The following is a 25,602-nucleotide window of genomic DNA, read 5'->3' on the forward strand; positions in this document are numbered from 1 at the left end:
CCTTACTCCCCGCGACGCTGTACGACCAAATTGCTGACGAAGATCTGCACCACCTCATCCTTCTGATTCAGCGTCGTCGTGCGCGCCTTCACCAAGCCTTGCTGGGGGCGCGTCTTCGACGGCCGCACCTCCAGCACTTCGCTTTCGATCCTCAATTCATCATCCGGGCGTACCGGCATCGGCCAGCGAATTTCGTCCACGCCCGCGCCGATGATGCCGCCTGCCGGTTTGAATTCGCTGGCGACCAGCAGCTGCATGGTCAGCGCGGCGGTGTGCCAGCCACTGGCGGCCAGGCCTTTGAATAGCGTGGCGCTGGCGGCGTCTTCGTCCAGGTGAAACGGCTGCGGGTCGAATTCTGCGGCGAAGGCTTTGATGCGTTCCCGGGTGACGCGCACGCGGGCGGCGCCGATGAAGCGTTGTCCAGGGGTCAGGTCTTCAAGGTAGTGCTCGGCCATGTCGGCTTGCTCCGTCAAATAGGCGGGGAATACGGGAATAACGAAGAATCAGCCGGCGGCTTTCGGCGCCAAAGACGCCAGCAGTTCGCTGCGGCAGGCTTCGAGGATTTCGTCGGCCAGGGGGGAATCATCGGGGCAGGCGCGCGACAGCGCGACGGCGCCAATCACGTGCGCCAGCATATCAATGCGCTTGGCGCGGGCGCGCTTGGCGGTTGAATTCGGGTCCGCAGCCAGCTCTGAATCTTGCGACGCAACGTCGTCCTTGCCCAGCACCGCCAGCATGTCTTCGATGCCCGCCGCGAAGGTGGCCTTGACGTCGTCTGTCTGGCGCGCGGCGTCGCCGCACAGGGCGGCCATGGTGCAGCCGGCGCCGCGTCCGTCGCGGTGCGCGCGTGACACGTAGACGTTGATGAACTTGGCCAGGTCCATCTGGCCCGTCATTGCCAGGGATTGCGACAGCCCCGATGCCGCGGTTTCGGCCATCAGGTCGGCCTTGGACCGGAAGTGTTTGTAGAAACCGCCGTGAGTGAACCCGGCGGCGGCCATCAATTCGGCCACGCCGACGCCGTCGTAGCCGCGCTCGCGGAAGAGCGCCGATGCGGTCTCAACGATGTGCGCCCGGTTGGCCTGCGCCTGCGCCTTGGTTACCTTCATTTCATGACCTTCATGTGGTGACCCTTATTTCGCGAGTCTTAGTTCTCGAGTCTTAGTTCGCCAGTCTTAGTTCGCGAGTCTCATTTCCTGAGTCTGAGTTCGCCAGCTTATTTCGCCAGCCCGATGCCCCGTGCCTACACGTCAATGCCGCGTCCAGGCAGTGAATATACATTGATGTCGACCATCATCAAAGTGCTTGACGATTTAGATGTTGATCATCATCATTAACGCCGTTGACCGACCCAGCAAGCGCCGCGACCCGCCCAAGGCACCGCCTTCGGCCGCGGCGATCAACCCTTTTCGACGGACCCTGACCATGACCGACAACGCTTTGTTCCAGCCCTACACCCTGGGACCCCTGACGCTTTCCAACCGCATCGTGATGGCCCCGCTGACGCGCAACCGCGCCGAGGCGGGCTTTGTTCCCAGCCGGTTTGCCGCAACCTATTACAGCCAGCGCGCCTCGGCGGGTTTGTTGATTGCCGAGGCGACGCAAATCTCGCAGCAGGGGCAGGGGTATCAGGACACGCCGGGGATCTACACGGCTGCGCAGGTCGAAGGTTGGCGGCAGGTGACGCAGGCCGTGCACGCCAAGGGCGGCAAGATATTCCTTCAGCTGTGGCATGTGGGCCGCGTGTCGCACGTGGACTTGCAAGAGAACGGGGCCGCGCCCGTGGCGCCGTCCGCCATTCGCGCCGAGACCAAGACGTTTGTGAACAATGGCTTTGAGCCGGTGTCGGCGCCGCGCGCGTTGGCGCTGGACGAGCTGCCCGGCATCGTCGAAGACTTTCGTCGGGCGGCCGCGAACGCCATTGCGGCGGGCTTCGATGGCGTGGAAATTCACGGCGCCAACGGCTATCTGCTTGAGCAGTTCGCCAAGGACGGCGCCAACCAGCGCAACGACGCGTACGGCGGTTCGGTGCAAAACCGCGCCCGGCTGTTGCTTGAGGTGACTCAGGCGGTGGCGGATGAGGTCGGGGCTGACCGCACGGGCGTGCGGCTTTCGCCGGTGTCGCCCGCGAATGGCATTTCGTGCAGCGATCCGCAGGCGCAGTTTGACTACATCGCCGACCAGCTCAATGCGCTGGGCGTGGTCTATCTGCATGTGGTGGAGGGCGCCACGGGCGGCCCGCGCGACGTTGCGCCGTTTGACTACGGTTCGCTGCGCCAACGCTTCAAGAACACCTATATCGCGAACAACGGCTATGGCTTGGAGCTGGCCGAAACCCAGCTCGCCCAAGGCCATGCCGACCTGTTCGCCTTTGGGCGTCCGTTCATCTCCAACCCGGATCTGGTCCAGCGCCTGAAGACCGGCGCGCCGCTGGCGCAGTTGGACCCGGCCACGCTTTATGGCGGCGGCGCGGCAGGCTACATCGACTACCCGGCGCTGGCCGACGCCGACGCGCGTTGATCCGCTGCCTATCGCGGCGTGTTCCGTTCCACTTTACAAAGAGAATCGCAAGATGACTTCCCCTACCGTTTTGATTACCGGCGCGTCCTCGGGCATTGGCGCCACCTACGCCGAACGCTTTGCACAGCGCGGCCACGACCTGGTGCTGGTGGCGCGTGACGTCGCCCGGCTTGAGGCCGCTGCGGCGCGTTTGCGGCAAGAGCACGGCGTGGCGGTCGACGTGCTTGCCGCAGACCTGACGCGCGAAGAAGACCTTGAGCAAGTCGAGGCGCGATTGCGCGACGATGCTCGTATCCAGATTTTGATCAACAACGCCGGCGCCGCCCAGACGGGCAATTTTGTCGCGCAAACCCCCAAGGCGGTCGCGCAATTGGTGGGGTTGAACAGCACCGCGCCCACGCGCTTGGCCAGCGCGATTGCGCCGCGGCTGGTGCAGGCCGGCACGGGCGCCATCGTGAATGTCGGTTCGGTGGTGGGTTTCATGCCGCAGTTCGGCATGGCGGTTTATGGCGCCACCAAGGCCTATATGTTGTTTCTGTCGCAGGCGTTGCACGAAGAGTTGTCGCCCGCCGGCGTCTATGTGCAGGCCGTGCTGCCCGCCGCCACGCGCACCGAAATCTGGCAACGCGCGGGCATCGACATCAACGCGCTGCCGGAAGTGATGGACGTGGGCGAACTGGTGGATGCGGCGCTGGTGGGCTTTGACCGGCGCGAGACCGTGACGATTCCGCCGCTGCATGAGGCGTCGCGCTGGGAGGCGTTGGACGGCGCGCGGCAGGCGCTGCTGGGCGATATCAAGATGGCCAGCGCCGCCGCCCGCTACAAGATGGCTTGATGAGCCGATGGGCGGGCCGCGTCGTTCCCGACATGCCCGCCCATCGTTGCCGCGTTGACGATTGAAGCATTGGCGACCGAAGCCGCGTCACAAGATCACGTCACCTTGACCGAGATTTTGCGGGGCTGTGCTTCGCGCAGCCGCGGAATCTGCAACGTCAGCACGCCGTGCTTCAAGTTGGCCGAGATATTGTCCTTGTCCAGGTCGTGGCCCAGCGTGAAGCTGCGGCGGAACAACGGTTCGCGCAGTTCGTTGTGCACCAGGCGCACCTCGGCCGGCACCTGCACCGCGGCTTCGCCTTCGATCAACAGTTCGTTCGCCTGCACCTTGATCGACAGCCTGTCCTTGGACACGCCGGGCAGGTCGGCCAGCAGCGTAATGCCGGTGGCGTTCTCGTAGATGTCCACCGCAGGCAGGGTGGCCGCGCGGTTGCTCTCGTTCGAGACCTTGGTCAAGGATTCCGAGCCGCGCGTGGCGGCCACTTGGTTGCGTTCTTCCATGATGATCCTCCTGTGTCGTCGGCCAGTGTTCATTGGATGGAAATCAGGCGCGGCTTGGCGGATTCGCGCTTGCCGATGGAAATGCAAAGGCAGCCGTCGGTGTAGCGCGCCTGGATGTTTTCCGGATCGGCGTCGCTGGGCAATTCCACCACGCGGCTGAAACGGCCATGTGCGCGTTCGCGTGCGTACAGGGTGGCTTGCCCGGCAGGTTCTTCTTCGCGCCGTTCGCCGGAAATCGTCAGCAGGCCTTTTTCCATGGTGACCTCAAGCGCGTCCGGGTCTATGCCCGGCACAAACGCCACGACTTCAATCGAGTCGGCGCTTGCGCCCACGTTCACGGGCGGAAAGCCTGCGCGCGCCGTGGACCGCAGGTTGGAAGGCGCGGTCGAAGATCGCAGGATGTTGTCCAGCTGTTGCAGGGTGTCCAGGGCGGAACGGATGCCGCTATCGAAAAATGGATACGTTGCCATGTTCGTCTCCCGATAAAGGTCTGGTTCAGACGGGCGTAGGACGCTGCTGCATGGAGTTCTTTCAAGCTGCGCTACCCCGCCATAGCGCAAATGTGGGATCGGGTTTGCAGGTTTCAAGAGGCCGTGCGGCAGCGTCAGGCTTCAAACAGCGCCTTTTCGTCCGCGAACACCTGGATCAGATAGTCCGCCACCGTCTGGATCGGCGCGTCCTTGCGGTCTTGCCGGCGCGTCAGCAGCACGATTTCGCGCGGGGCAGGGGGGGCTTCCAGGGGGCATGCTTGCAGCCCTGGCGTGGTGCGTCCGATGTAGTGCGGCAGCAGCGCAATGCCCACGCCGGACTGCGCCGCCAAGGCCTGCGCCACTTGGTTATTGGCGCGAAAAATCATGCGCGCCCGCGGAAAGCGGCGGGCCAGCCACGCCGCTTCGGGCAGATAGGCATTGGCTTCGTCAAAGCCCACAAACACCGGTTCGGCGCCGCTTTCCATACGTTTGCAAAGCGCCGGTTCGGCATAGAAGCCAAACCCCATGTGCCCCAGTGTTTTCGCAATGAAGTCGCCGTCTTGCGGGCGGCCCAGCCGTACCGCGATGTCGGTGACATGCCGCTCAAGGCTTACCGACCGCAAATCGGTGGCCAGGTCGATATCGATGCCGGGATGCCGCAGCGGCAGCTGGGCAAGCCTGCCGACTAGAAAACCCTGCGACAAGGCGGGCGGGGCGTTGATCCGCACCAAGCCCCGTAACGCGCTGTCCGCGCCGCCTCTGCCCAAGGTGTGGACGGCGGCTTCCATGTCGCTGGCGGCGGCCAGCGCATGCGAGCCGGCGGCGGTCAGCACGTAGCCGTCGGGCCGGCGTTCGACCAGCGTTTCGCCCAGGGTGGCCTCAAGCGAGTGCAGCCGCCGGGAAATCGTCGAATGGTTGGTCGACAACGCCCGCGCGGCGGCCGACAGGCTGCCGTAGCGCGCAAGCGCCAGGAAAACACGGATGTCCTGCCAGTCGGGGTCTGTGCGTTTTTTATCAGCCATTGCGCAAGATTAGCGGATTTTCGAACAGCGCCGATACGCCTAATGTTCCTCTCACACCAACCACGTTAAGAAGGAAACATCATGAGCAACGAACAGAAAGTCGCCATCGTTACGGGCGCGTCGCAAGGGCTGGGCGAGGGCATCGCCCGGGCATTTTTGGATCGCGGTTACCGGGTGGTGGGAACGTCGCGGTCGATCCAGCCGTCGGACGATCCCAACTACCTGACCATCGCCGGGGATATCGGCGACCTCGCCACGGGCAAGGCTGTGGTGGAGCAGGCGCTGGCCCGCTTTGGGCGGGTGGACACGCTGGTGAACAATGCCGGCATTTTCATCGCCAACGCGTTTACTGCCTATACGGAACAGCAGTACCGCGACATGCTGTCGACGAACCTGGCCGGCTTTTTCTATACGACGCAGCACGCCGTGGACGCCATGTTGAAGCAGGGTGGCGGCCACATCGTGCAAATCACCACGACGCTGGTGGACCACGCCAATTCCAACGTGCCGTCCGTGCTGGCGTCGTTGACCAAGGGCGGGCTGGCCGCCGCCACGCGCAGCCTGGCTATCGAATACGCGACCCGGAATATTCGCGTCAATGCGGTGTCGCCCGGCATCATCAAGACGCCCATGCATGCGCCCGATTCGCATCAGGCATTGGCGGCTTTGCATCCCATGAAGCGCCTGGGCGAAATTGCCGACGTGGCGCAGGCGGTGATGTATCTTGAGGACGCCGGTTTTGTGACCGGTGAAATCCTGCATGTCGATGGCGGGCAGGTGGCGGGCGCCTGACCTTCAACATTCACGACCCTCATCCCCCCGCGGCAACGCTTGATTCAAAGGAGAACAACATGCCCTACGTCAATATCAAGGTCACGCGTGAAGGCACCGCGCCCGGCGCAACGGCGACGACGCCCGAACAGAAGCGCGCGCTGATCAAAGGCGTCAGTGATTTGCTGTTTGAGGTGCTGGGCAAGCCGCACGCCTCCACGTTCGTCGTGATTGACGAAGTCGAAATGGAAAACTGGGGCGTCGGCGGCGTCACGGTGCCGGAATACCGGGCGCAACAGGCCAAAGCCGACAAGCCCTAGTGGCAAGCGGCCGCCATTACCCCTGGCGGGCCATGATGCTCAAGGCCACCGCTTCGGCGATCTTGATGCCGTCTACGCCCGCCGACAGAATCCCGCCGGCATAACCCGCGCCTTCGCCCGCCGGGAACAAGCCCTTGGTGTTCAGGCTTTGCAGCGTGTCGTTGTCACGCTTGATGCGAACGGGCGACGACGTGCGCGTTTCCACGCCGGTCAGCACGGCGTCGTGCATGCCGAAACCCTTGATCGTCTTATCAAACGCCGGCAGCGCTTCACGAATGGCGGTAATCGCGAAGTCGGGCAGTGCGGTGGCCAGGTCGGTCAGATGCACGCCCGGCGTATACGACGGCAGCACGGAACCGAATTCCGTCGACGCCTTGCCATCCAGAAAATCCCCCACCAGCTGACCCGGCGCGCTGTACGTTTCGCCGCCCAGCACATACGCCTGCGATTCCCACTTGCGCTGAAAGTCCACGCCGGCCAACACGTGTTCGGGGTAATCCACCTCGGGTGAAATGCCCACCACGATGCCGGCGTTGGCGTTGCGTTCGTTGCGCGAGTACTGGCTCATGCCGTTGGTGACGACGCGGTTCGGTTCCGACGTGGCGGCCACGACGGTGCCGCCCGGGCACATACAGAAGCTGTACACCGAGCGCCCGTTGCTGGCGTGGTGCACCAGTTTGTAGTCGGCCGCACCCAGAATCGGGTGGCCGGCGCTGGGGCCGAAGCGGGCGCGGTCGATCAGCGATTGCGGGTGTTCGATCCGAAAGCCGATCGAGAACGGCTTGGCTTCCATGAACACGCCCTGCTCGTGCAGCATCTGGAACGTATCGCGTGCGCTGTGGCCGATGGCCAGCACGACGTGGTCGGCTTCGATGTGCTCGCCGTTGGCAAGCGTCACGCCCGTCACCTGGCCGTTTTCGCGGTGCAGCGTTTCAACCTTGCTGGAAAAGCGCACTTCGCCGCCCAGCTTGGTGATGGTGTCGCGCATCACTTCCACCATGCCCACCAGGCGGAACGTGCCGATGTGCGGCTTGCTGACGAACAGGATTTCTTCCGGTGCGCCGGCCAGCACGAATTCTTTCAGGACCTTTTCGCCGTAGTGCTTGGGGTCTTTGATCTGGCTGTAGAGCTTGCCATCCGAGAACGTGCCTGCGCCGCCTTCGCCGAACTGCACGTTCGATTCCGGGTTCAGGATACGTTTGCGCCACAGGCCCCAGGTGTCTTTGGTGCGTTCACGCACCGCCTTGCCGCGTTCCAGGATGATGGGCTTGAAGCCCATCTGCGCCAGGACGAGTCCGGCGAACAGGCCACAGGGGCCGGTGCCGATGACGATGGGGCGCTTGCTCAGCGTGGCGGGCGCTTGGGCGACGAATTTGTATTCGGTGTCGGGCGTCGGCTTGACGTGGCGATCATCGTGAAAGCGCTGAAGCAGCGCGGCTTCATTTTCGATGTCGATATCCAGCGTATAGGTCAGCAGGATATTGTGTTTCTTGCGCGCGTCGTAGCTGCGCAAAAAGATGGTGAAGCCGCGCAGATCGCTGGCCGGTACGCCTAGTTTCTTAAGAATCGCGGCAGGCAATTCTTCGGGCGTGTGGTTCAACGGCAGCTTGATTTCAGACAGTCGCAACATGCTTTGGTCCAGAGGGTGGGCGATCACAACGTCGCCAAACCCCGGATTGTACTGGAGCGATTATGGCGTGACGCCGCCCTTTCTCCACCACGGCGTACCCACCCCCGGCGCCGTCATGTTCACCCGCACACCCATCATGGGCGTGGTCAGCGAGACGTCATTTTCCTTTGCCAGCGCCATGATCCGTTCGAACGGTTCTTCCCACGGATGCAGCGCCAGATCAAAGGTGCCGTTGTGAATCGGCAGCAGCCAGCGGCCACGCAGATCCTGATGCGCTTGCAGCGTTTCTTCGGGCTGCATGTGGACGAAAGCCCAGCGCTTGTCATAGGCGCCGGTTTCCATCAGCGTCAGGTCGAAGGGGCCGTAGGCGTCGCCGATGGCTTTGAAGCCGTCGAAGTAGCCGCTGTCGCCGCTGAAGAACACGCGGAAGTCGGCGTCCTGGATGACCCATGACGCCCAGAGGCTGCGGTCGGTGTCGGCGAGGCCGCGGCCCGAGAAATGTTGGGCCGGGGTGGCGGTCAGGCGCAGGCCGTCGGCGTCGGTGGATTGCCACCAGTCCAGCTGTTCGACGCGGGCGGGGTCCACGCCCCAGGCGATGAGCTGGTCGCCCACACCCAGCGGCGTGATGAAGCGGGCGGTTTTGCCGGCCAGCTTGGCGATGGCGGCGCGGTCCAGGTGGTCGTAATGGTTGTGCGACAGGATTACGCCGGCAATGGGCGGCAGGTCTTCGATGGAGATCGGGGGCGCATGGAAGCGCGCGGGGCCAGCCCATTGCACGGGGGACGCGCGTTCGGAAAACACCGGGTCGGTCAGCCAATAGCGGCCGCGCAGCTTCATCAGAATGGTCGAATGCCCCAGGCGGTACAGGCTGCGGTCGGGCGCGGCTTCCAGCGCTGCGATGTCGATTGCGCGCACGGGGATGGCGCGGTCCGGCACGGTGTGCTTGGGCTTGGCGAAGAAGAACGTCCAGGTCAGTTTCAAGCCTTGCCAGAAGCCCAGCGACGGGCGCGGCAGCGGGTTGCGAAAGCGGCCGTCCCGGTGTTGGGGCGATTCGGCGTAGCGGGGTGGCGAGGATTGCGGGCAGGAGGTCAGGGCGGTCACGGTAAGCATTCCAGGCAGAAAATTACACTGCGCAGTGTAGTTTCGTTTTTCTGAAAAGTACACTGACCAGTGTAAAATCCGCAGCACGTTAACCCGTCGAGCCTGAAGCCGCCATGCCCCGTCCCCCCCAACGCCTGACCGATCGCAAACGCGAGGCCATCGTGCGGGCGGCGGTGGAAGAGTTTCGAACGGCTGGCTTTGAGGCCACCAGCATGGACCGCATCGCCGCCGCGGCGGGCGTGTCCAAGCGCACGGTCTACAACCATTTCCCCAGCAAGGAAGAACTGTTCTCTCACATCCTTGAAGCGCTATGGGCCAGCAGTATCGCCAGCGTTGATCTTCCGTATCGGGCCGACGTTGCCCTGGACGAGCAGTTGCGGCAGTTGCTGATGCAAAAGCTCGCGCTGCTGGCCGACCCGAATTTCATTGATCTGGCGCGCGTAGCGATGGCCGAAATCATCCATTCCCCCGAACGCGCGCAGGGCATCGTGTGCCGCATGGGTGAAAAAGAGGGCGGCGTGACGGCGTGGATACGCGCGGCGATTGCAGACGGGAAGCTGACCGATGTGGACCCGGACTTTGCCGGGCACCAGTTGCAAGGTCTGGTGAAGAGCTTCGCCTTCTGGCCCCAGGTCACGCTGGGGCAACCGCCGCTGGGCGACGCCGAGAGCAAGCGCGTGGCGGATGCGGCAGTGGAAATGTTTTTAGGGTGTTATGGGCGGCGGGGGTAACCGCCGCGGCCGAAGACATCGTCACTAGCGCCCGTCCCCACCTTGATTGAAGCGGGGCCTGTCTATGCTGGCTGAAGGGCCCCAATGCCCCCTTGTTCATACACGCCCCACGCATCTTGCGCGCTGGCGTTTTGATGAATCATCGCCATCAGCGCCTGCACTACCGCTTGCGGGTTGGCATGTTGGTAGACGTTGCGCCCGTATACCAAGCCCACCGCGCCTTGGTCCAGCAGTTCGCGCGATCTTTCGAATACGCGTCGCAGATCTTCCCGGCCTCCGCCGCGCACCAGTACCGGGCAGCGTGCGGCTTGCACGACGCGGTGGAAGTCTTGGGTGTGGGTGGTGGGGTCGGCCTTGATGATGTCGGCGCCCATTTCGCGGGCAAGGCGCACCAGGGTCACGATTTTTTCGGCGTCGCCGTCGACCATGTATCCGCCTTTGGCGGAGTGCGGCGCCATGACCAGCGGCTCGATCATCAGCGGCATGCCATAGCGGTCGCAGTCGGCCCGCACTCGGGCGATGTTCGCGACGCATTGGCGGAACAGGTCGGGTTCGTCGGGCAGCATGAACAGATTGACGACGACGCAGGCTGCGTCCATCTGGATGGCGGGCAGTACGGGGTCCTGCGTGTTTTGCAATACCGCCCACATCACGCGGTGCGTGGTGGCGTTGTAGGGGTTGCCCATGTCCAGGCGCATGACCAGCGCGGGTTTGTCGCGGCCGGCGCGGTGTTGCAGCAGGTCGGCCTGGCCGAAGTTGAGCTGGATGGCGTCGGGCCGCGCGGCAGCCAGTTGCTCGATGACGGCGGGCATGTCTTCCAGGCCATCCAGGAAGCTGGGTTCGTTGCAGACCCCGTGGTCCACGGCGATGTCCAGGCAACGTCCGCGGTTCAGCAGTCGGTTCAGGCGGGCGGTTTTATCTTGCGGCATCTTGGCGTCCTTGATGTGGGAGGGGGCGGCGCATGCGGAGAATCGGATGTAGCGAAACGGGTGTGGCGAAACGGATGCGACGAATCGGATTTAGGGAAACGGATGCAGCGATCGGATGCAGCGAAACGGATGCAGCGAATCGGATGTGACGAATCGGATGTGACGAATCTGATGCTCAGTCCAACGCCGAGAGATGGCATTCAGCCGCCGTGTTGATAGCAGCGATGGCGTCGGCGTCCAGGCTGATGGATGCCGCGCCCGCGTTCTGGCGCGCCTGCTCTGGCGTGCGCGCGCCGCACAGGGCCAGCGTGACGCCGCCCGGGCGCGTGGTCCAGGCGATCATCAGTTGCGCCAGCGAACATCCGATGCGTTGCCGCACGGGTTCCAGGTCCTGGAAGAAGGTCTGTAGCCGCAAGCGGTTGGCGGCGGAAAAGCGCGGGTTGCCTGCGCGCTGGTCGTCGCCGGTGAATTGGCGCGCCGGGTCGATCGGACCGGCCAGCAGGCCTAGCGCCAGCGACGAATAGCCTAGTGATGCCACGCCATGGTCCCGGCACAAGGGCAGCAAGGTGGACTCAAGGTCGCGATCAATCAGGCTGTACCGTTCCTGGATGGCGTCGACCTGGCCATGTTGCAGGTATTCCGCCAGGGTGTCGGCAGACACGTTGCTGACGCCGATGGCGCGAATCTTTCCCTGCCGCTTAAGCGTCAGTAAGGCGTCCATGGTCTCAGCGACCGGCGTGGTGCTGTCTTGCCAGTGCGTGATGTACAGGTCGATGTAGTCAGTCTGCAAACGCGCAAGGCTTTGTTCGACTTCATGGAAGATCGACTCGCGGCCAAGAAAGCGGTGCACGGGCTTGCCGTCTTCGTCAAAGAAATGCGCGCCTTGCCGGGTGTGCCACACCAGCCCGCATTTGGTCGCGATGATGGCGTCGTGGCGGCGGCCTTTCAAAGCCGTGCCCACCAGGGACTCGGCATGGCCCAGGCCATAGGCGGGCGCGGTGTCGATCAGGCGCACGCCTGCGTCAACCGATGCGCGGATGGCGTCGATGGCGGCGGCGTCATCGCCGCCTCCCCACATCCAGCCGCCCATTGCCCAGGTGCCCAGCCCGACGGATTCGCAGGTGATGCCGGATGCGCCCAATGTGGTGATGTTCATCGGTGTCCCTTCTTGACGTTCATAAGATGATCGACGGTGACGGCGGCAAGCAGAATCAATCCTTTGACCACGTCTTGCCAGTACGGTGATACGTCCAGCAGGATGAGCGAGCTGGTCACCACCGACAGCAGCGCCAGCCCCAGCACGGCGCCCAGCACGGTGCCCGAACCGCCTTTCAGGCTGGCGCCGCCAATCACGACGGCGGCGATGACGTTCAGCTCCATGCCCAGGCCGAAGGTGGGCGTGGCGGCGCCGAAGCGCGCGGTGTAGACCACGCCCGCCACCCCCGCCAGCGCCGAGCACAGCACGGTGACCCAGAATTTCACGTGGCCCGTGCGGATGCCGGAATAGAGCGCGGCTTTCTCGTTGCTGCCGGTGTAGAAGACCTTGCGCAGCAGGGCGGCGCGGCGCAGCGCGAAGTCGCTGATAAGAACAATCGTGGCGAAGATCAGGATCACCGCCGGGATGCCGCCGATGACGCCCTGGCCAATGAATTTGAACTGCGCCGGTAGCGAAAACAACGACTGCGGCGTGCCTTGTGTGATGGCCAGCGACAGACCCCGCACGATCACCATGAAGGCCAGTGATGCGATGAAATGGCTGAGCCCGATCCGGGTAACGCACAAGCCGATCAGCGCGCCCACGATGGCGCTTGCGCCAATGGCGGCCAGGCTGGCGGTCCAGGGGTCCACCCCCATCAGAAACAGCTTGCCGGTTATCACCATGGCCATGCACACGACGGAACCCACTGACAGGTCGATGCCGCCCACGATCACCAGCAAGGTCATGCCGACCACCACGATGCCTTCGATGGAGAACGACAACAGCATCGCCCGGATGTTCTCCCACGTCAGGAAGTGCGGCGACGCGAAGCTCATGCCGATGGCCAGCAAGGCGATGATCAGCAGCAAGCCCGCTTCACGCATGCTTGCCAGCTTGTGCCGCAGCTTGCTTTCGGGCGCGGGCCGGCGGGCCGTGAGACCGGCCTCGGGCATCAGCGCCGCGTCGGCCGAGGGGGAAGGTTTAAGTTCGGACATCAGATTGTCTCCTCGGCGGTGAGGCCCGACGCCAGTCTTAGCAGGCGCTCTTCGCTCATTTCGCTTGCTGCCAATTCACCGGCCAGCCGGCCGTCGCGGATCACCAGCGCGCGGTCGCACAGGCCGATGATTTCCGGAAGCTCGGACGAAATCACCACCACGCCCACGCCCTGATTGGCCAGGTCGCGCAGGATGTGGTGAATCTCGGACTTCGCGCCCACGTCCACCCCGCGCGTGGGTTCGTCCATCAGCAAGATGGCGGGCCGGGTCGCCAGCAGTTTTGCGATGGCTACCTTTTGCTGGTTGCCGCCGGACAGGCTGGCGGTGTCGATGGCCACGCCGTCGGACTTGAGCTTCAAGCGCGCGCCCAATTCCAGCGCCAGCCGCCGTTCGGCTTGCCGGCGCAGCAGCCCGAAGCGTGAGCTGATGCGCTTGAGCGCCATGGACGATACGTTCTGTTCGATGGGCAGCTCCAGGAACAGGCCGGCGGCCTTGCGGTCTTCGCTCAGGTAGGCGATGCCGTGGCGCAGGGCGTCGCCATAGCGGCGCAGCCGCAGCAGCTTGCCGCGCAGGCGGACTTCGCCGCGGCGTGCGCGCCGCAAGCCGCACAGCGTTTCCGCAAGCTCGGTGCGGCCGGCGCCCATCAGGCCGGACACGCCCAGGATTTCTCCGCGTTTGAGCGTGAACGAAATGCCGTGCACGGCAACGTCATCAGCGATGTTGTCGACTTGCAGCAGCGGGGCATCTGCGTTGTCATCGCCCGCGTTATCGCCTTGCTTGGGCGGGTAGTAGCTGCCCAGGTCCCGCCCGACCATGCCCCGCACCAGCGCATCGGGGCTCAAGTCCGCAAGCGGGGCGCACAGCACGTCGCGCCCGTCGCGCAGCACGGTGACGCGATCGCAATGCTGAAAGATCTCGGCCATGCGATGGCTGATATAGATGATGCCGATCCCCTGCGCCTTCAGGTCGTGCAAGACGCGAAAGAGGGCGGCGGACTCCACTTCGGTCAGCGCCGCGGTGGGTTCGTCCAGGATCAGCACCTTGCAGTTCAGCGTCAGCGCCTTGGCAATTTCCACCAGTTGCTGACTGGAAATGCCCAGTTCGTCCACGCGTAGCGCGGGGTCGATGTCTTGCCCCAGCCGGGCCAGCACTTGGGCTGCGCGGGCATTCAGGCTGGCGAAGTCCATCCAGGCGCGCGGGCGCGTGGAAATTTCCGGCATGAAGATGTTCTCCGCCACCGTGGCGTCGCCGCACAGCGCGATCTCTTGGTGGACCAGCCCGATGCCCAGTTGCATGGCGTGCGCGGGGCCATTGATGACCACGCGTTCGCCATCCAGATGGATGTCGCCTTCGTCGGGCGTGTAGATGCCGTCGATGATCTTCATCAACGTTGACTTGCCGGCGCCGTTCTCGCCGCACAGGGCGTGGATTTCGCCCCGTTGCAGCGAGAAGTGCACGCCGGCCAGCGCCCGCGATGCGCCGAAACGCTTGGCGATGCCGTGTAGCGCCAGCAGTGGCGGAGGCGCGCTCATTCGTTAATGCCCTTGGTGCCGCGGCGGGCCAGGTATTTATCCCAGTAAAAGTCGTCGGCGTTGGCCTTGCTGACAATCGACAGGCCATTGTCCAGGAACGGCACCGCCATCGGATTGGTGCCGTTGCGCTTGGCGTCGTTCATCGGGTCGATCAGTTGCTGGTTGCGCGCCAGGAACAGCAGCATCATGCCCATGTAGCCCTGCACGCCCTGGTTCGGGTTCACGGAGCCATAGACTTCGCCCGACTTGATCATGTCCAGAATCTTCGCGTTGACGTCGCAACACAGCACCTTGATGTTCTTCTTGGTCTCGATGCTGGCCTGCGCGGCGCCCAGCGCGGAATTCGCCTCGGGCATGAAAAGCGCGGCCAGGTTGGGATTGGCTTGCGCCAGGCTCAAGGTGGCTTGATACGCCTTGTTGGGGTCTTGATTGCTGGCCGCGCGGCCCACGAGCTTCATGCCCGGGTATTTGGTCTTCATGCGGTTGATGAAGGCGGCGATGCGGCGGTCGTGATTGTCCTGCCCCGGGTTCTCCAGCACGGCGTAATCGCCCTTGCCGTTCAAGGCGGCTGCAATGGCGTCGGCAGCCTGCACGCCTTCGCGTTCGTTGTCGGACGTGACGAACGACACGCGCTTGGAATTGGGGGAGTCGGCCGCGAAGGTGACAACCGGGATGCCCATGGCGGCCGCGCGGTTGATGGGTTCGATGAAGGGGTCGGGGTTCATCGGATGCAAAAGGATGCCGGCGGGCTTGCGCGCCAGCTCTTGTTCAAACGACGCCAGTTGTTTGTTGACGTCGTACTCCGGCGTGCCGGAATAGCGCGTCTTCACGCCAAGGGTCTGACCCAGCTGCTTCATCATTTCGTACACCGGGAACCAGTACTCCACCCCGGACACCATGACGTTCATCACATATACGTCGTTGTTGGCGCCTTTCAGCCCGGTTCCTTGCGCTGCGGGCGCGTTTTGGGCAAAGGCATTGGCTCCTGCCAGGCTGGCGCCCGCAGCAGCTACGGTCTTCAAGAAATCTCTTCTCATGTTGCGCTCCTTTTCCTCGCATTGATCCAATGCCTGGTGGCTCGGATACCCGGTGGCGTGGACCTGATTGGTCCAACTCGTTGTTATGACATCGACTGAACTATATGGCAGCGTAATTATTTCTTTTACTAGGGGAAACACTGCTATCCTGCGAAAAATATCTGTAGACAATGTCATAACATGAACGCCGACATATTCCTGGGTATCGACATGGGGTCCACGGGCCTGAAGGCAGTTGCCTTCGAGGCCGGGACGGGAGCCACGCTGGCCGCTTCGGGGGGCGCGTTGCCGTATACGCACCTGCCTGGCGGGGGATGCGAGCTGAGCGCGGACGCCATCGAATCCGCGCTGATGCGCGCCCTGCGCAGCGTGGCCGAACAGTTGGGGCCACGCGTGGTCAACATACGTGCCTTGAGCTGCACCGGTCATGGCGCCGGGCTCTATGCGCTGGACGAACAAGGACGGCTGTTGGCGGGGCGCGCCGTGGCTTCCACTGACCAGCGCGCCGCCGCTCGCGCCCGCACCGTGGCGCAGCGCTGGGGCGACGCCTTGTATCAGGAGGTGGGTTGCCGGCCTTGGGCGGGCCAATCCAGCCTGATCGCTGCTGAGCTGTTCGATGTGCATGGCGGCGAGCACCGGAAGATCCGGCAGCTGCTGTTCGCCAAGGACTACCTGACGTTCCTGTTAAGCGGGCAGGCCGCCACCGACGCCAGTGATGTCAGCACGGCGGGCTTGCTGTCTTTGGATTCCGGCGCGTGGTCGGCGATGGCGTTTGAGGCCGCGGGCTTGTCCGACCTGATGGCGCGAGCGTTGCCGCCCATCGTGCCTGCCGGCACGGTTATCGGGCGCCTGTTGCCGGCACGCGCCGCCGCCTGCGGCTTGCCGGCGGGGCTGCCCATTGCGGTGGGCGCGATTGATTTGTTGGCATCGTTGGCCGCGGTGGGGGCGGTAAAAACCGGCCACGCGGTGGCGGTGTTTGGCACGTGGTGCGTGAACGCGGTGGTGGCGCCCGCGCGCGAGCCCAAGCCAGACGTGGGCGCCATCGTGCGGTTCGGCCCCGCCAGCCAACGGCTCTATCTAGAGAACAGCCCGTCGTCGATGGCCAATGTGGCGTGGCTGGCGCGCACGATGCCGTTCGCCGATGCGGCGGCCGTCGATGCGGCGGCCGTCGATACGGCAGCCGTCGATATGGCGGCAATCAATAAGGCGGCCGTCGGTGCGGCTGCCGTGGTGGACTGCGCGATGTCGGCGCGGCTGGGCGCCGAGGGCCTGCGTTTTCTGCCTTTCATCAATGGGGGCGGGGTAGCGGCAGGCGCCACGGCGGGGTTCGTCGGCTTGAAGGGACACCATGGCCGAGCGCACATGGCGCGCGCCGTGATCGACGCGGTGGTGGCCTTGCATGCCTGGCACTTGAAGCGCCTGGCGGCGCGCGGCCTGGGCGTGCCGGCGGCGGTGGGTGCGGGTGATGGTGCGGAGGTGGGCACGGCGGTAGGCGCGGCGGTGGGTGCGGCGGCGGGTGCGGGCATTGCGGCCTTGGGCGGCGGTGCGCGCGACCCTCGGCTGGTGCAACTGCTGGCGAATTTTCTGGGGCATCCCGTGCAGCGCTGCGGCGACGACGAGACCGGCGCGCGCGGTGCGGCGGGCTATGCGGCGCTGTCGCAAGGGGCGTGTGCGGACGATGTGTTGCCGGTGCGCTGCGTCACGGTCGAACCCGATACGGCCGCCTTGCAAGCGCATGCGGAATATTTCGCCGGGTTTGAAGCGCTGATCGGCAGCATGGCGCCCGCCTTTGAACAACTGGCAAGGCCCGCACCATGACGGCCGCCAACTTGCCGGAAATGTCGCCGGCCACCTTGCCCTATGTGCGCCCCGCCTCCTTGGCGGGCCGCCACTTTTCGACGGTCATCGTAGGGGCGGGCATCAATGGCGTCGGCGTATTCCGCGACCTATCACTGCAAGGCGTGGACTGCCTGATCGTGGACAAGGGCGACTTTGCCGCCGGTGCCAGCAGTGCGCCGTCGCGGATGATTCACGGCGGGCTGCGCTATCTGGAAAGCGGCGCGTTCGGTCTGGTGGCGGAAGCCACGCGCGAACGCAATCTGCTGTTGCGCAATGCGCCGCATCTGGTGCGCCCGCTGGAAACCGTGGTGCCGTTGTCCAGCCGTTTTGGCGGATTGCTGGGCAGCGTGCTGCGCTTTGCGGGATTCGCCGCGTCGCCTGGCGCCCGAGGCCTGTTTGTTGTGGCGTTGGGCTTGCGGCTTTACGACCGCCTGGGGCGGCGCCAGCGCGTGATGCCCGGCCATCGCATTGCCCGCACGCCGCTTGCGGACGCGTCCCTGTTCGGGGATTCGGTTCGCTGGACGGCCACCTACTTTGATGCCTGGATCAGCCATCCCGAATGGCTGATTCAGGAATTGATGGCGGATGCCCACGCCGACCAAGCTGCGTCGCTGGCCGCCAACTATTGCTGTGTGACGGCCTGCCGGGGCAAGACGCTCACCTTGCACGACGAGATCACGGGCGAAACGGTGGACGTCACCGCCGATACCGTCGTCAACGCCACCGGCGCCTGGCTTGACCGGTCAGCCGGCGCGTTGGAAGGGGCGGGCTCGCGCGTCATGGGCACGAAGGGCTCGCATCTGATTCTGGATCATCCGGCCTTGCGCGCGGCGTTAGATGGGCGCATGGCGTACTTCGAGGCATCGGACGGGCGCGTCTGCATCGTCTATCCGTTCATGGACCGCGTGCTGGTGGGCTCAACCGATATCCCTGTCGATGATCCTGACCTGGCGGCAACCGAACCGGCCGAAATCGATTACCTGCTGGACGTGCTGGGCGAGGTCTTTCCGCGGCTGCAATTTGCGCGCAAAGACGTGGTCTACACTTACGTCGGCGTGCGCCCGCTGGCGCAGTCTGATGCCGACAAGCCCGGGCAGATTTCTCGCAGCCATGCGGTGGCGGTCGATCCGCCAAACGCAGTGCGCACGGTACCGCTTGTGTGCCTGGTTGGCGGCAAGTGGACCACCTTCCGCTCGCTGGCCGAGCTGGCCGCCAATCACGTATTGGCGCAACTGGGCCTGCCCCGGCTGCGCACGACCGAGACGCTGCCCATTGGCGGCGGCGCGGACTGGGCCTTGGATGCCGCCAAGCGGGGCCACTGGATAGACAACGTGCAGGCGCAGTCGGGCCTGCCGCGCGCGCGCATCGCAGAGCTGGCGGACCGCTACGGTTCCCGCGCGGCCGTCTTGGCGCAGGCCTTTGCGGCAGCGGGCGATACGCCCTTGCAGCATGCGCCGGCCTACTCGGCCGCCGAGATCCGCATGCTGTGCCGGGACACCGGGGTGCGGCATCTGGCTGACCTGGTGATCCGCCGCACCTTGTTGGCGATAGGCGGGCGCGTCAGCGCCGCGTTGTTGGAAGAACTGGCGGATGTGGCCGCTGCGGCGCTGGGCTGGAGCGCCACGCGCCGGCGCGAAGAGTGGCTGGCCTGCGCCGCTACGCTGCGCGACCGGCATTTTGTAGACCTTGCCGCAAGCAAGGAGGCATCGGGGTCAAGCCTGAGCGCCGCCGTGCCTGCGGATTCGATTTCAAGCCCCATCACGACATGAGCAGCTCCATTTCCACCCAAGACACCCTGGACCGCAACGCCGGCGCACCGCTCTGGACGCAGTTCCGGGATGTGGTGCGCAGCAAGATACTTCAGGGCGAACTGGCGGTAGGCGCCAAGCTGCCCACCGAGGCCGAGTTCGGCGAACAGTACGGCATTTCCCGGATCGTGGTGCGCGAGGCCTTGGCGGATCTGGTGCGCAATGGGCTGATCTACAAGATCCGAGGGCAGGGCGCCTTCGTGTCGGCACGCGAACGCGATGAGGACTTCGTGTCGACCGTGCTGGGCTTTTCAGATGAAATGGCGCGCAAGGGGCGCACCGTGCGTACGCAGGTGCTGATGCAGGAATTGCGCGCGCCGACTGCGCAAGAAGCGTCGTCCTTGGCGTTGACCGATGCGGACATGGTGGTGGCGCTAAAGCGCCTGCGCAGTGTCGATGGGGAATTGCAGCTGCTGGTGGAAACGGCGGTGCCGGCCGATCTGGCGCCGGGCCTGCATCGCGCCCGTTTGGAAAACCGGTCTTTGTACGACGTGCTGCGCCGTCAATATGGCCTGCGCATCGTGCGCGCCGAACGGTGGATAGATGCAGTGGCCCCCGATGCGCAAACCTGCGAACTCCTGGGCATGGCCAGCGCTGAACCGCTGCTGCGCATCGAGTCGATTGCGTATGGGTCCAATGGGCGGCCCTTGGAATACTACCGGGCGCTGCACCGCTGCAAGTCCAGCCGTCTGCATGTGCAGACCACGACTTGATGCGCTGGGCGCGCTGGATGTGCTGCACGCGCTGAGCGTGTTCTACACACAGAACGCGCCGAACACGCCGGCCGCACCCCGCGTGTCTTAAAACAGATTCAGCGCCCGCGCCACCCACAGCCCCAGGCCGATGGCGATGCCAATCAACAATGTGCGGCGAAATCCGCCACGCGCCGGCACCGCGCCGGGCGACATGGCTGTGCCGGCGTTGATGGCCGGGGGCGCAAGCGGCACCGCCCGTGATATTGGCCGCGTCGTCGTGGCGGCAGGCGAATCGGCGCCATTGCCTTCGGTTTCAATCGTGAACGCGGGCTTGTCATTCCGGGCCGCAGCGCCGCCACCCAGCTCGCTCACGTCCACGCCTGCGCTTTTCAACATGCCCCACAAGCCTTCCATGCCCTGGCTGCTGCGCAACGCTTCGATGCGTTCGCGTTCCGCGCGCGGGACGTCGTCCAGGCTGTCGTAGCGGCGGCCGTTCACGGTGACCGCGCCGTTGTCGATATCGACCTTGAACGTTTCGCCATTTTCAGTGCCGGCGTAGCTCCATTTTTCCGACACGCTGACGCCGTCCATTTTGCCGTCCAGCAATTCTTCAATGCTGGCTTGTTGTGCTGGCGTCAGGTCAGTGGCGGAACTCCAGCTGCGGGTGGTCGTCGAACTTTTCCAGACTTTCGTGTTGTCGCTCATGCTCGCTATCCGTGAAGGTTCCTGTCGCGGAATATACAGAATCCATTCACCTTGCTGTCAGAAAAGCCCGCTTTTGCGGGCTTCTTACTTTGTCCTTAAAGCAAAACACTTTTCCATGTCAAGAAATTGAAACTGATCTGGTCATTCGAGCGGATCAGATGCGTTTCTAGGCGCATAATGCGTGCACCTTCTCTTACGTCCCTTTTCAAGAGCAGGGTTTGATTTCAGTCAGTACAGAGCGTGTTGTCACTAGCTCGGCAGTTCGTGTTTCCAGGGTTCATGTTCGGTAGCGCGCTAGGACAACTTGGAATATTCACGGAGAAGTCTATGACAGATGATGCAAAGCCGCGCCGGCGGTTTCTGCAAGCGTTGGCCATTGTGCCGGCGTCGACGTTGGCGGTAGGTGCACTCACCACCGGCTGTACCAACGCGGCAGATGGCAAGGTCGCCCAGGCCAAGCCTTACGAGCCCACCTATTTCACCAAGCCCGAATGGGCCTTCATCGTTGCCGCGGTGGATCACCTGATCCCCGCCGACCAATATGGTCCGGGCGCGATCGAAGCCGGTGTGCCGGAATTCATTGATCGTCAGATGGAAACGCCGTTCGGCCACGGCAAGCTCTGGTACATGCAAGGCCCGTTCCATCCCGACCAGGTGCCGGAACTGGGTTATCAGCTGAACCAGAATCCGCGCGAGGTCTATCGCCACGGCATCGAAGCCTGTGACGCCTGGTGCGTGAAGACGCATGGCAAGGTGTACGCCGAACTGGATAAAGGCCTGCAGGAGCAGATTCTGAAGGATCTGCAAGGCGGCAAGATCGAGTTCGAAAGCGTGCCTTCCAAGACGTTCTTCAGCTTCCTTCTGTCCAACACCAAAGAAGGTTTCTTTGCCGACCCGATCTACGGCGGCAACAAGAACATGGTGGGTTGGAAGATGGTGGGCTTTCCCGGCGCGCGTGCCGACTATATGGACTGGGTTGACCAGCCCAACGTGAAGTACCCCTATGGCCCCGTGTCGATTTCTGGGGAGAAGGGTTAATCATGGCGATCAAGAAAGACAAAGTAGATGCGGTACTGGTGGGCTTCGGCTGGACCGGCGCGATCCTCGGGCAGGAACTGACCGAAGCGGGCTTGCAGGTGCTGGCGCTGGAACGCGGCGGCATGCAAGACACCCCGAAGGACGCCGAATACCCCAAGGTGATCGACGAGCTGGCGTACTCCGTGCGCGGCAAGTTGTTCCAGGACCTGTCCAAAGAAACCGTGACGATCCGCCATGGCGTGGATGACGTTGCCGTGCCTTACCGCCAGAACGGTTCGTTCCTGCTGGGTACGGGCGTGGGCGGCGCGGGCTTTCACTGGAACGGCATGCACTATCGCGTGTTGCCGGAAGAGCTGGAACTGCGCACGCGCTACGAAACCCGCTACGGCAAGAAGTTCATTCCGGAAGGCATGACCATCCAGGACTTCGGCGTCACCTACGACGAATTGGAACCGTACTTCTCCAAGTTCGAATACGTGTGCGGCACGTCGGGCAAGGCCGGTAACCTGAACGGCAAGATCGTTGAAGGCGGCAACCCGCTGGAAGGCAAGCGCAGCAAGGAATTCCCGCTGCCCGCGCTGCCCAACACCTATGGCGCGCAGCTGTTCGAGAAGGCCGCGCGCGAGGTCGGGTTCAACCCGTATCCGGCGCCTGCCGCCAATGCCTCGGGTCCGTACACGAACCCGTATGGCGTGCGCCTTGGCCCCTGCAACTTCTGCGGCTTCTGCGAAAACTACGGCTGCTACATGTATTCGAAGGCATCGCCGCAGACGACGATTCTGCCGGTGCTGCTGAAAAAGCCCAACTTCGAACTGCGCACGCATTCGCAAGTCATCAAGGTCAACCTGGATTCGACCGGCAAGAAGGCCATCGGCGTGACGTACATCGACGCCCAAGGCCGCGAAATCGACCAGCCGGCTGATCTGGTGATTCTGTCGGCGTACCAGATGCACAACGTGCGTCTGCTGTTGTTGTCGGGCATCGGCAAGCCGTATGACCCGAAGACCAACGAAGGCGTGGTCGGCAAGAACTATGCGTACCAGATGAACGGCGCGGTCAACGTGCTGTTGCCTAAGGGCACCCAGCTGAACCCGTTTGTGGGTACCGGCGCGGGCGGCGTGGGCATGGACGATTTGAACGGCGACCAATTCGACCACGGCCCGCTGGGCTTTGTGGGCGGCGCCAGCATCCGCCACGTGCGCTACGGCGGCCGTCCGATCAAGCAGACGCCGACGACGCCGGGCACGCCGTCGTGGGGCACCGCCTGGAAGGCCGGTGTGCAAGACGCTTACCAGCGCTTCATGACGATCGGCATTTCGGGTTCGGTGATGTCGTACCGCGACGCTTATCTGTCGCTGGACCCGACCTACAAGGACGCCTACGGCCAGCCGTTGCTGCGCATGACGTTCGACTGGCATGACAACGAGTTCGACATGCTGGGCTACATGGGCAAGCGCATGGAGACCGTGGCCAAGGCCATGAACCCCGAGAAGCATTTCGTGGCGGTGCGCAAGAAGGGCGCGCGGTATGACACGCGCGTCTATCAAAGCACGCACAACACGGGTGGCGCGATCATGGGCTCGAACCCCAAGGAAAGCGTGGTCAACAAGTACCTGCAAAGCTGGGATGTGCCGAACGTGTTCGTGATGGGCGCCTGCGTGTTCCCGCAGAACATGGGCTACAACCCGACCGGTCTGGTGGGCGCCCTGGCTTACTGGGCCGCGCAGGCAATTCGCGACCAGTATTTGAAGAACCCCGGCCCGCTGGTCCAGGCTTAAGGAGACGGAACAATGTTGAAGCAAACCATTGTTGCGGCCTTCTCGGCCCTGGTCGCAAGCGCGGCGTTCGCCGCTGACGGCACGCCCGCCGCGCCCGATGCGCAGATGATCAAGCAGGGCGAATACTTGTCGCGCGCCGGTGACTGTATTGCCTGCCACACGGCCAGGGGCGGCAAGCCCTTTGCGGGCGGCTTGGGCATCGAGTCGCCGTTGGGCACGATCTATTCGACCAACATCACGCCCGATAAAGACACCGGCATCGGCAACTACACGTACGAAGACTTCGACCTGGCCGTGCGCCACGGCAAGGCGAAGGACGGGCATTCGCTGTATCCGGCCATGCCGTACACCGCGTACGCCAAGGTCACGCCGGATGACGTGAAGGCGCTGTACGCGTACTTCATGCATGGGGTGGAGCCGGTCAAGCAGGAAAACAAGGACACGGATATTTCGTGGCCGATGTCGATGCGCTGGCCCTTGACCGTGTGGCGCTGGATGTTTGCGCCGGACGTCGTCAGCGGCCCGGCCTCAAGCGACCTGAAGGGCGCTGACCGCGAAGCCTTGCTGCGCGGCCAGTACCTGGTGGAAGGCCTGGGCCATTGCAGCACCTGCCATACGCCGCGCGGCGTCGCCTTGCAAGAAAAGGCGCTGAGCGACAAGGACGGTTCTGCCTTCCTGTCGGGCGGCGTGGTGGAAGGCTGGCTGGCCAAGAACCTGCGCGGCGACGTCACCGACGGCCTGGGCAGCTGGACGAAGGAAGACATTGCCGTCTTCCTGAAGTCGGGCCGCAACGGCCATTCGGCAGCCTTTGGCGGCATGGCGCAGGTGGTGGAAGACAGCACGCAGCATCTGACCGATGCGGACCTGAACGCCATCGCGGTGTATCTGAAGAGTTTGCCGCCGGTCAACAAGGACGCCACCAAGCCTTTGGCGTATGACGAGTCCGTGGCTCAGGCGCTGCGTACGGGCAAGGACAAGGGCGATGGCGCCATGGCCTTCCTGAACAACTGCGCGGCCTGCCACCGCAGCACCGGCAAGGGCTACACGGAAACGTTCCCGCAGCTGGCGCTGAGCTCGACGGTGAATTCGGCGGACGCGACGTCGCTGATCCACATCGTGTTGAAGGGCGCCCAGATGCCGGGCACGACGGCGGCTCCCACGGCCTATGCCATGCCGGGCTTTGACTGGCGCATGACCGACAAGGAAGTGGCCGACGTAGTGACCTTCGTGCGCGCAAGCTGGGGCAACAAGGGGGCGGCAGTCAGCGCGTCCGACGTGGCCAAGGTGCGCAAGGACGTAGGCGCGGCGGCTCAGCCGGCGCGATAAGCCACGGCAGGATCTTGCTTGGATCGCATCGCGATGGTGCGAACCGATGCGATCCAAGGCGAACCCGCGGCGCCGGAAAGCTCAGGCTTTCCGGCGCCGTTTTCTTTTTCTGGGGGAATTGACAGGCGGCGGCGTCAGGCGCAAGCTCTGTTTCATGCGCCGACCCCTGACCCCGTTCGCCCTGATTATTACCACCATTACGATCATGGTGGGTTAGCGCGCGTCGGAACATCGCTACACAAACCCGCCAAGAGGCGGGTTTTTTGTTGGCTCGCCTGTTGCCTGTTTCTTTAAACGGAGAGCCCTTCATGACATCTTCAACCCCTTCCACACCCTCGTTGCATTTTCTTTGCGGCAAGATCGCCGCAGGGAAATCGACGCTGGCTGCGGCGCTGGCCGCGCAGCCGGGCACGCTGTTGATCAGCGAAGACAGCTGGCTGGCGGCGCTGTATCCGGGAGAAATCGTGGACATCACCGACTACGCGCGGTGCGCCAGCCGGCTGCGTAATGCGATGGGCAGCCATGTGGCGGCGCTGGTCGGGGCAGGCTTGTCGGTGGTGCTGGACTTTCCGGCCAACACCCGCCGCAGCCGTGAATGGTTGCGGCAAGTCGCCGAGCAGGCCGGATGCCCGCATCAGCTGCATTATCTGGACGCTTCTGACGCGGTGTGCAAGGCCAGGCTGCAAGCGCGCAACGCGACGGGCGCGCATCCGTTCACGACCACGGACGAGCAATACGACGCCATCACCGCGTACTTCGTGGAGCCGGACGCCGAAGAAGGCTTCAACTTCGTCTGGCACCCGCAGCGCTGAATGCAGTGAC

25 protein-coding genes are annotated in these 25,602 nt (G+C 63.9%); 12 read left to right on the forward strand and 13 right to left on the reverse strand.

From position 1 onward, the window contains the following. Nucleotides 1-2: 2 nt before the first annotated feature. Both AC1DSJ_RS02185 and AC1DSJ_RS02190 read right to left on the reverse strand, forming a co-directional pair. Nucleotides 3-455, reverse strand: coding sequence for a MaoC family dehydratase (locus AC1DSJ_RS02185; RefSeq protein ID WP_054421420.1), 453 nt, complete (start codon nucleotides 453-455; stop codon nucleotides 3-5). A gap of 48 nt (nucleotides 456-503) precedes the next feature. After that, a complete protein-coding gene (locus tag AC1DSJ_RS02190) occupies nucleotides 504-1,109 on the reverse strand; it encodes a TetR/AcrR family transcriptional regulator (protein WP_441370909.1) in 606 nt (201 codons plus the stop codon). Nucleotides 1,110-1,425: 316 nt separating this feature from the next. Here AC1DSJ_RS02190 and AC1DSJ_RS02195 point away from each other — a divergent pair, with 316 nt between their 5' ends. Beyond that, a complete protein-coding gene (locus tag AC1DSJ_RS02195; RefSeq protein ID WP_441370910.1) occupies nucleotides 1,426-2,520 on the forward strand; it encodes an alkene reductase in 1,095 nt (364 codons plus the stop codon). Nucleotides 2,521-2,572: 52 nt separating this feature from the next. Then, a complete protein-coding gene (locus tag AC1DSJ_RS02200) occupies nucleotides 2,573-3,355 on the forward strand; it encodes an SDR family NAD(P)-dependent oxidoreductase (RefSeq protein ID WP_054421422.1) in 783 nt (260 codons plus the stop codon). A gap of 95 nt (nucleotides 3,356-3,450) precedes the next feature. Here AC1DSJ_RS02200 and AC1DSJ_RS02205 read toward each other — a convergent pair whose 3' ends face one another. The 3 genes from AC1DSJ_RS02205 to AC1DSJ_RS02215 all read right to left on the reverse strand — a co-directional run bounded on the left by AC1DSJ_RS02205 (nucleotide 3,451) and on the right by AC1DSJ_RS02215 (nucleotide 5,347). Continuing rightward, nucleotides 3,451-3,855: an Hsp20/alpha crystallin family protein gene (locus tag AC1DSJ_RS02205; protein WP_441370911.1), complete on the reverse strand. Its 405-nt coding sequence runs from the start codon at nucleotides 3,853-3,855 to the stop codon at nucleotides 3,451-3,453. A 29-nt stretch (nucleotides 3,856-3,884) separates the two neighbouring features. Then, on the reverse strand, nucleotides 3,885-4,325 hold the full coding sequence (locus tag AC1DSJ_RS02210; RefSeq protein WP_054421424.1) for an Hsp20/alpha crystallin family protein: 441 nt from the start codon (nucleotides 4,323-4,325) through the stop codon (nucleotides 3,885-3,887). A 134-nt stretch (nucleotides 4,326-4,459) separates the two neighbouring features. Then, the gene (locus AC1DSJ_RS02215) at nucleotides 4,460-5,347 is read right to left on the reverse strand and encodes a LysR family transcriptional regulator (protein WP_054421425.1); all 888 of its coding nucleotides are present in this window, start codon (nucleotides 5,345-5,347) and stop codon (nucleotides 4,460-4,462) included. An 81-nt stretch (nucleotides 5,348-5,428) separates the two neighbouring features. Here AC1DSJ_RS02215 and AC1DSJ_RS02220 point away from each other — a divergent pair, with 81 nt between their 5' ends. Beyond that, complete coding sequence (locus AC1DSJ_RS02220; RefSeq protein WP_441370912.1) at nucleotides 5,429-6,139, forward strand: SDR family NAD(P)-dependent oxidoreductase; 711 nt, start codon at nucleotides 5,429-5,431, stop codon at nucleotides 6,137-6,139. A gap of 59 nt (nucleotides 6,140-6,198) precedes the next feature. Further along, nucleotides 6,199-6,438, forward strand: coding sequence for a tautomerase family protein (locus tag AC1DSJ_RS02225; RefSeq protein WP_054421427.1), 240 nt, complete (start codon nucleotides 6,199-6,201; stop codon nucleotides 6,436-6,438). Nucleotides 6,439-6,454: 16 nt separating this feature from the next. Here AC1DSJ_RS02225 and AC1DSJ_RS02230 read toward each other — a convergent pair whose 3' ends face one another. Continuing rightward, a complete protein-coding gene (locus AC1DSJ_RS02230) occupies nucleotides 6,455-8,068 on the reverse strand; it encodes an NAD(P)/FAD-dependent oxidoreductase (RefSeq protein ID WP_054422382.1) in 1,614 nt (537 codons plus the stop codon). A 60-nt stretch (nucleotides 8,069-8,128) separates the two neighbouring features. Next, nucleotides 8,129-9,178 carry an MBL fold metallo-hydrolase gene (locus tag AC1DSJ_RS02235; RefSeq protein WP_054421428.1) on the reverse strand — a complete coding sequence of 350 codons (1,050 nt, stop codon included), beginning with the start codon at nucleotides 9,176-9,178 and terminating at the stop codon, nucleotides 8,129-8,131. Nucleotides 9,179-9,282: 104 nt separating this feature from the next. Here AC1DSJ_RS02235 and AC1DSJ_RS02240 point away from each other — a divergent pair, with 104 nt between their 5' ends. Then, nucleotides 9,283-9,900, forward strand: coding sequence for a TetR/AcrR family transcriptional regulator (locus AC1DSJ_RS02240; protein WP_441370913.1), 618 nt, complete (start codon nucleotides 9,283-9,285; stop codon nucleotides 9,898-9,900). A gap of 62 nt (nucleotides 9,901-9,962) precedes the next feature. Here AC1DSJ_RS02240 and AC1DSJ_RS02245 read toward each other — a convergent pair whose 3' ends face one another. The 5 genes from AC1DSJ_RS02245 to AC1DSJ_RS02265 form a co-directional block, all read right to left on the reverse strand. Then, a complete protein-coding gene (locus AC1DSJ_RS02245) occupies nucleotides 9,963-10,829 on the reverse strand; it encodes a class I fructose-bisphosphate aldolase (protein ID WP_441370914.1) in 867 nt (288 codons plus the stop codon). Between the two features lie 175 nt (nucleotides 10,830-11,004). Continuing rightward, nucleotides 11,005-11,985: an aldo/keto reductase gene (locus tag AC1DSJ_RS02250; RefSeq protein WP_441370915.1), complete on the reverse strand. Its 981-nt coding sequence runs from the start codon at nucleotides 11,983-11,985 to the stop codon at nucleotides 11,005-11,007. Further along, nucleotides 11,982-12,980, reverse strand: coding sequence for an ABC transporter permease (locus tag AC1DSJ_RS02255; protein WP_441371075.1), 999 nt, complete (start codon nucleotides 12,978-12,980; stop codon nucleotides 11,982-11,984). The genes AC1DSJ_RS02250 and AC1DSJ_RS02255 overlap by 4 nt, the downstream gene beginning before the upstream one ends. Before the next feature lie 41 nt (nucleotides 12,981-13,021). After that, a complete protein-coding gene (locus tag AC1DSJ_RS02260; protein ID WP_342065742.1) occupies nucleotides 13,022-14,554 on the reverse strand; it encodes a sugar ABC transporter ATP-binding protein in 1,533 nt (510 codons plus the stop codon). Further along, nucleotides 14,551-15,591: a substrate-binding domain-containing protein gene (locus tag AC1DSJ_RS02265; RefSeq protein ID WP_054421433.1), complete on the reverse strand. Its 1,041-nt coding sequence runs from the start codon at nucleotides 15,589-15,591 to the stop codon at nucleotides 14,551-14,553. The genes AC1DSJ_RS02260 and AC1DSJ_RS02265 overlap by 4 nt, the downstream gene beginning before the upstream one ends. A 180-nt stretch (nucleotides 15,592-15,771) precedes the next feature. Between AC1DSJ_RS02265 and AC1DSJ_RS02270 the strand changes: the two genes are divergently transcribed. The 3 genes from AC1DSJ_RS02270 to AC1DSJ_RS02280 are packed head-to-tail and all read left to right on the forward strand — an operon-like array spanning nucleotide 15,772 to nucleotide 19,951. After that, nucleotides 15,772-17,409 (forward strand): FGGY family carbohydrate kinase, encoded by a 1,638-nt coding sequence (locus AC1DSJ_RS02270; protein ID WP_441370916.1) that lies wholly within the window; start codon nucleotides 15,772-15,774, stop codon nucleotides 17,407-17,409. A gap of 20 nt (nucleotides 17,410-17,429) precedes the next feature. After that, a complete protein-coding gene (locus AC1DSJ_RS02275) occupies nucleotides 17,430-19,199 on the forward strand; it encodes a glycerol-3-phosphate dehydrogenase/oxidase (protein WP_441371076.1) in 1,770 nt (589 codons plus the stop codon). Beyond that, entirely contained in the window at nucleotides 19,196-19,951 is a 756-nt protein-coding gene (locus tag AC1DSJ_RS02280; protein WP_054421435.1) for a GntR family transcriptional regulator, read from the forward strand. Before AC1DSJ_RS02275 ends, AC1DSJ_RS02280 begins: the two co-directional genes overlap by 4 nt. Before the next feature lie 87 nt (nucleotides 19,952-20,038). Here AC1DSJ_RS02280 and AC1DSJ_RS02285 read toward each other — a convergent pair whose 3' ends face one another. Further along, complete coding sequence (locus AC1DSJ_RS02285) at nucleotides 20,039-20,638, reverse strand: hypothetical protein (RefSeq protein WP_441370917.1); 600 nt, start codon at nucleotides 20,636-20,638, stop codon at nucleotides 20,039-20,041. A gap of 327 nt (nucleotides 20,639-20,965) precedes the next feature. Between AC1DSJ_RS02285 and AC1DSJ_RS02290 the strand changes: the two genes are divergently transcribed. The 4 genes from AC1DSJ_RS02290 to AC1DSJ_RS02305 all read left to right on the forward strand — a co-directional run bounded on the left by AC1DSJ_RS02290 (nucleotide 20,966) and on the right by AC1DSJ_RS02305 (nucleotide 25,592). Further along, nucleotides 20,966-21,676 (forward strand): gluconate 2-dehydrogenase subunit 3 family protein, encoded by a 711-nt coding sequence (locus AC1DSJ_RS02290; protein WP_054421437.1) that lies wholly within the window; start codon nucleotides 20,966-20,968, stop codon nucleotides 21,674-21,676. A 2-nt stretch (nucleotides 21,677-21,678) separates the two neighbouring features. Continuing rightward, nucleotides 21,679-23,454, forward strand: a complete 1,776-nt coding sequence (locus tag AC1DSJ_RS02295) for a GMC family oxidoreductase (RefSeq protein WP_054421438.1) — start codon at nucleotides 21,679-21,681, stop codon at nucleotides 23,452-23,454. Nucleotides 23,455-23,466: 12 nt separating this feature from the next. Further along, the gene (locus AC1DSJ_RS02300) at nucleotides 23,467-24,780 is read left to right on the forward strand and encodes a c-type cytochrome (protein WP_054421439.1); all 1,314 of its coding nucleotides are present in this window, start codon (nucleotides 23,467-23,469) and stop codon (nucleotides 24,778-24,780) included. 308 nt (nucleotides 24,781-25,088) lie between these two features. Further along, entirely contained in the window at nucleotides 25,089-25,592 is a 504-nt protein-coding gene (locus tag AC1DSJ_RS02305) for a P-loop nucleotide/nucleoside kinase family protein (RefSeq protein WP_441370918.1), read from the forward strand. Nucleotides 25,593-25,602 lie beyond the last annotated feature (10 nt).

Source organism: Achromobacter sp. 01N37, from assembly GCF_056399725.1.